Source organism: Protofrankia sp. Cas8, from assembly GCF_963555845.1.
Classification (GTDB): Bacteria; Actinomycetota; Actinomycetes; order Frankiales; family Frankiaceae; genus Protofrankia.
Window position 1 is genome coordinate 1 of sequence record NZ_CAUVXI010000313.1, and the last position, 4191, is coordinate 4191.

Genomic DNA, 4191 nt, shown 5'->3' on the forward strand with positions numbered 1-4191 from the left:
CCTGGGCGTGCCCGATCGCACGGTTATGGGAATCATGGGCTGGTCGACAGACCAGCGCAGCCGCTATCAGCACATCACGGACCCGGTGCTTAAGGACGTGGCCGAGTGCCTGAACCGGTTGCTGTGGGACGGCCCGGCGTCCGCCGACGGGGCCAAGTGAGACCGGAATCGAGACCAGATGATCCACGGGCAGTCTCGGGCCGTGTGCCTGCCCGTGCAACCAGCCTGGTCAGAGCGGTGGAGGTGGGATTTGAACCCACGGAGGGGTTGCCCCCTCACACGCTTTCGAGGCGTGCGCCCTCGGCCACTAGGCGACTCCACCGTTCGCTAGCTTACTGGACGCAGCGGCCATCGTGGCGGGTACCCGTCGACGAGTACGGACCCGTCGGAGCTGCGCACCCCGGCCCCGCGACGCCGGGTCCCTATTGCCGGGCGCTCTTAACTGGGTGCTCGTCGCGGGATGCGGCGGGCGGCGAAGAAATCCGTGAGAAGGCGTGCGCATTCCTGTTCCCGCACTCCTGTGATCACCTCGGGACGGTGGTTGAGGCGCGGGTCGCGGACGGCGTCCCACAGCGACCCGACCGCACCTGCTTTCGGATCATGTGCCCCGTAGACCAACCGATCGACCCGGGCGAGGACGAGGGCGCCCGCGCACATCGTGCACGGTTCCAGGGTGACGACCAGCGTCGCACCGGACAGCCGCCACGAGCCGGTGGCCGCCGCCGCGGCACGTAGCGCGACCACCTCTGCGTGAGCGGTCGGGTCCTGGTCGGCCTCGCGGGCGTTACGGCCCCGGCCGATGATCTTTCCGTCCGGGCCGGCCACCACGGCACCCACCGGAACGTCCCCGGTGGCCGACGCCTGCTCGGCCTCCGCCAGCGCGGCACCCATCAGGGCGGCGAACCGGGCCGCGTCGCCGGGTATGCCCGTCACGTCAGCTCCCGATCTCGTCCAGGATGTCCGCGCAGCCGGCGCGTTCGCTGATCGCGGCTGCGACGTCCCCGGGCAGGAGGCCCTCCTCCGTGATCAGCTCGAGGAGGGCGTCCGCGTCGGTGCCGACGTCTGCAAGCAGCTCGATGTCGCCTGCCGGTGCCGCGCCCGCGAGCAGGTCCTCGGATTCGTCGTCGATGGCGGTGCTGCCCGGCGGCGGCAGCGCCCCCGTGAGCAGCCGGTCGGCCAGGGCCGAGGTGAACAGCACCCGGTGGTCGGACAGGAAGACCCGGGGATCACCGACATCACCGTCCACTCGGACGATCCCCAGATACTCGTCGTCCTCCTCGATGAAGGCGATGACGAGTTCCGTCGAGATGTCACGCATCAGATCCGTGAGCCCGTCAAGGTCTTCGGCGTCGTCAAGACTGATCTCGTGTGCGGTCCATCGGCCGCGCTCGCGGCCGATGGCACTTGCTCTCCGGGTCACCGAGCTCCCTCACGTTCGTGTATCGCGTCCATACCCAACCTCAAGGACCCAACCTCAAGGACCCAACCTCAAGGACCCAACCTCAAGGACCCAACCTCAAGGACCCAACCTCAAGGACCCAACCTCAAGGACCCAACCTCAAGGACCCAACCTCAAGGACCCAACCTCAAGAACCCAACCTCAGAACCGGTCGTGAGCTGTGCCACCGTGATCCACCGGCCCTGCGCCCGGGTGCGGAGCCCAGCCGCGGGCGGTCGTCCGCGTCGTCGGCGGTGCCCGGTCGGGGCATGGCGCGACCTGCCCACGGCCGCCTTGGCCTTGCACGTCGGGTTTCCACGTCGGGTTTCCACATCGGACGCCCATTTCGGGCACGTCATATCACATCTTGCAGCACACTCGGACCTGATCGACCCGCGGACGGGCTCAGGGACCCAAAGGTGGCGCAATCATGCTGGTGTCGCGCGGCCGGGCGGGCCCGCCTCGGTCGGCTGCCAAGGGCAGCGCGGCCGTGCGGCTGGTGGCCGGCACGCTGGTGGCCGGCACGCTGGTGGGAGTCACGGTTGTTGGAGTCACGGTGGTGGGAGCCCTCGTCGCACGTCGCGCACCCCCGACGACCGCGCCAGGGGGCCATCCGCCCATTGCCGCCGCGTTCGGCGCGGTCGTCGGCACCCGAGACCCGTTGGGTCCGCTGACACACCGAGCCGATCCGTACCTGTTCGTCACGGCTGATCACAGTCTTACCCGGGCTGAGATCGACCGACTTCGCCAGGCTGTGGGCGCGGTCGAGGCGGTTGTCACCGACTTTGCCGAGGTGAGTGTGGGAAGCGGCCGCACCGGCGCGGTCGGGGCTGATGCGGGCCTGCTGCGCACTGTTGCGCCCGCCGGCACCGCCGAGGCCACCGGGCTGTGGCAGCGGATCGCGGATGGAGACGTGGCGGTTGCGCACAGCGTTGCAGCGGCTCTGGACGTGCAGCTGGGCGCTCAGGTCGACATCGGTCGCGACCGGCCGGTCAACCTACGCGTCGGTGCGCTGGCAACCACCCGCCTGCCGGGTGTCGGCGTTGTGGTGGACCGCTCCCGGTCCGCTGCGCTCGGCCTTGTCGCCGACAGTGCGGTTGTGCTTGTCGTCCCCGGTACGCCCGACCCCGTGGTGCTTGCCGCCACCGCACGCCAGGCCGTCCACGGTCTGCGGGTCACGGCGCTGCGGAGCGTTCTGCTACCGCCTGCTGCGGCTCCCAGCGCTCCCAGCGCTCCCAGCGCTCCCACCGCTCCCACGGCTTCACCCCTGCCGCTGCCGGCAGCACGCGGTCCGGTGGGGGGGTCGGGCTGGGTGATACCGACGATCGGGATGATTTCGCGCGGCTTCAACCCCACGGCCGGCTCCGGGCGTCACCTCGGGCTTGACATCGCCGCGCCGCTGGGTAGTCCCATCATGGCCGCGGCTGCCGGGTATGTCCTCTACGCCGGGCCGGCATCCGGTTTTGGAAACGAAATCGTGCTTCAGCACGGGGATGGTGTCGAGACCGTTTACGGTCATATGAGGGTATTCACGATCCGAGAGGGAACGGTTGCTGCCGGTCAGCAGATTGCCCTGGTCGGGAACGAAGGCCGGTCAACGGGCCCTCATCTGCACCTCGAGGTGCACGTCGGCGAACGGCCGGTGGATCCGCTGGTGTGGCTTCGTGAGCACGGCGTCCCGATCTGATGATCTTCCGGTCGTCGGTGCGGGTGTCGGTCCGCGCCGCTCGCCCCGTCGACATGCGTGGGGGTAGCTGTAACAGGCGAGGCGAGTCGTGGCACGCTGATGAGGCGATGACCACACCATCCCCACGCCGGTTCTCCACCCGCACCCGCGCCGCACTCGCGGTGGAGAAGCTTGCGTCCTCGGCCTCCCGCCGGCTGGGACGCGGATCAGGCGAGATGATCGGCGGCAAGCTGGCGCTCCAAGTGTCCCCGCAGATTCTCACCGAGGTCGCGGCCGGCCGGCTGGCGGCATGCGTCAGCGGAACCAACGGCAAGACAACGACCACCCGGCTGTTGGCCCGCGCGCTGGGCACCCTCGGCCCGGTGAAGAGCAACAGCGGTGGCGCGAACATGGCGCCGGGAGTGCTCGCCGCGCTGTCCCGGCCGCCCTTTGACGCGACCGCCGCGCTCGAGGTGGACGAAATCTGGCTGCCCAAGGTTGCCAGGCAGATCCTTCCCCGGGCCGTTGTACTGCTCAACATCAGCCGGGACCAGCTCGACCGGTCCAACGAGACCCGACGGATCGCGAGCCTCTGGCGTGAGCTTGGGGCGGATCTGCCTGACGCGACAGTGGTCGCCAACGTCGACGATCCGCTCGTGGTCTGGGCGGCGTCCAGTTGGGCGAACCAGACCTGGGTCTCGGCCGGGCAGAACTGGACGGCGGATGCGATGGTGTGCCCGCAGTGCGCCCGGTTGCTCCATCGCAACTCCTCGGGTTGGTGGTGTGACTGCGGGCTGGCCCGCCCGGAACCGCTCGTCGCCGTCATCGGGCCTGGCGAACTGCTGTGGTTCGGCTCCCACGTCAAGGCATCCATCGACCTGCCCGGACGGGTGAACCTCGGCAACGCGGCGATGGCCGCCGCCGCGGCGAGACTCTTCGGGGTCGAGGTCGGCGACGCACTGGGCGCGATGACGGGTCTCGGCGACGTCCAAGGGCGCTATCAGGAGGTCGAGCTCGACGAGAACGGTGTCCGCGGGCGGCTCCTGCTGGCCAAGAACCCGGCCGGCTGGGTGGAGATGATGGAACT

Annotated in this window: 4 protein-coding genes and 1 tRNA gene; 2 read left to right on the top strand and 3 right to left on the bottom strand. The window is 69.5% G+C overall.

Annotated elements, in window-relative coordinates; all coding sequences use genetic code 11:
* Positions 1 to 235 precede the first annotated feature (235 nt).
* The 3 genes from U9977_RS25970 to U9977_RS25980 all read right to left on the bottom strand — a co-directional run bounded on the left by U9977_RS25970 (position 236) and on the right by U9977_RS25980 (position 1420).
* Positions 236 to 322 (bottom strand) — tRNA-Ser (locus tag U9977_RS25970).
* A 116-nt stretch (positions 323 to 438) separates the two neighbouring features.
* The gene (gene tadA, locus U9977_RS25975) at positions 439 to 891 is read right to left on the bottom strand and encodes a tRNA adenosine(34) deaminase TadA (RefSeq protein WP_322751915.1); all 453 of its coding nucleotides are present in this window, start codon (positions 889 to 891) and stop codon (positions 439 to 441) included.
* 43 nt (positions 892 to 934) lie between these two features.
* Positions 935 to 1420, bottom strand: a complete 486-nt coding sequence (locus U9977_RS25980) for a tRNA adenosine deaminase-associated protein (protein WP_322751912.1) — start codon at positions 1418 to 1420, stop codon at positions 935 to 937.
* A 448-nt stretch (positions 1421 to 1868) separates the two neighbouring features.
* Between U9977_RS25980 and U9977_RS25985 the strand changes: the two genes are divergently transcribed.
* Positions 1869 to 3125 carry a M23 family metallopeptidase gene (locus U9977_RS25985; RefSeq protein WP_322751913.1) on the top strand — a complete coding sequence of 419 codons (1257 nt, stop codon included), beginning with the start codon at positions 1869 to 1871 and terminating at the stop codon, positions 3123 to 3125.
* A gap of 107 nt (positions 3126 to 3232) precedes the next feature.
* The coding region (locus U9977_RS25990; RefSeq protein ID WP_322751914.1) for a Mur ligase family protein at positions 3233 to 4191 on the top strand (959 nt) is incomplete at its 3' end.

What these genes read in the sequence shown, in the direction of transcription:
- tadA (WP_322751915.1), bottom strand. Translation starts at nt 891, where the DNA reads ATGGGTGCCGCGCTGGCGGAGGCCGAGCAGGCGTCGGCCACCGGGGAC.
- U9977_RS25985 (WP_322751913.1), top strand. Translation starts at nt 1,869, where the DNA reads ATGCTGGTGTCGCGCGGCCGGGCGGGCCCGCCTCGGTCGGCTGCCAAG.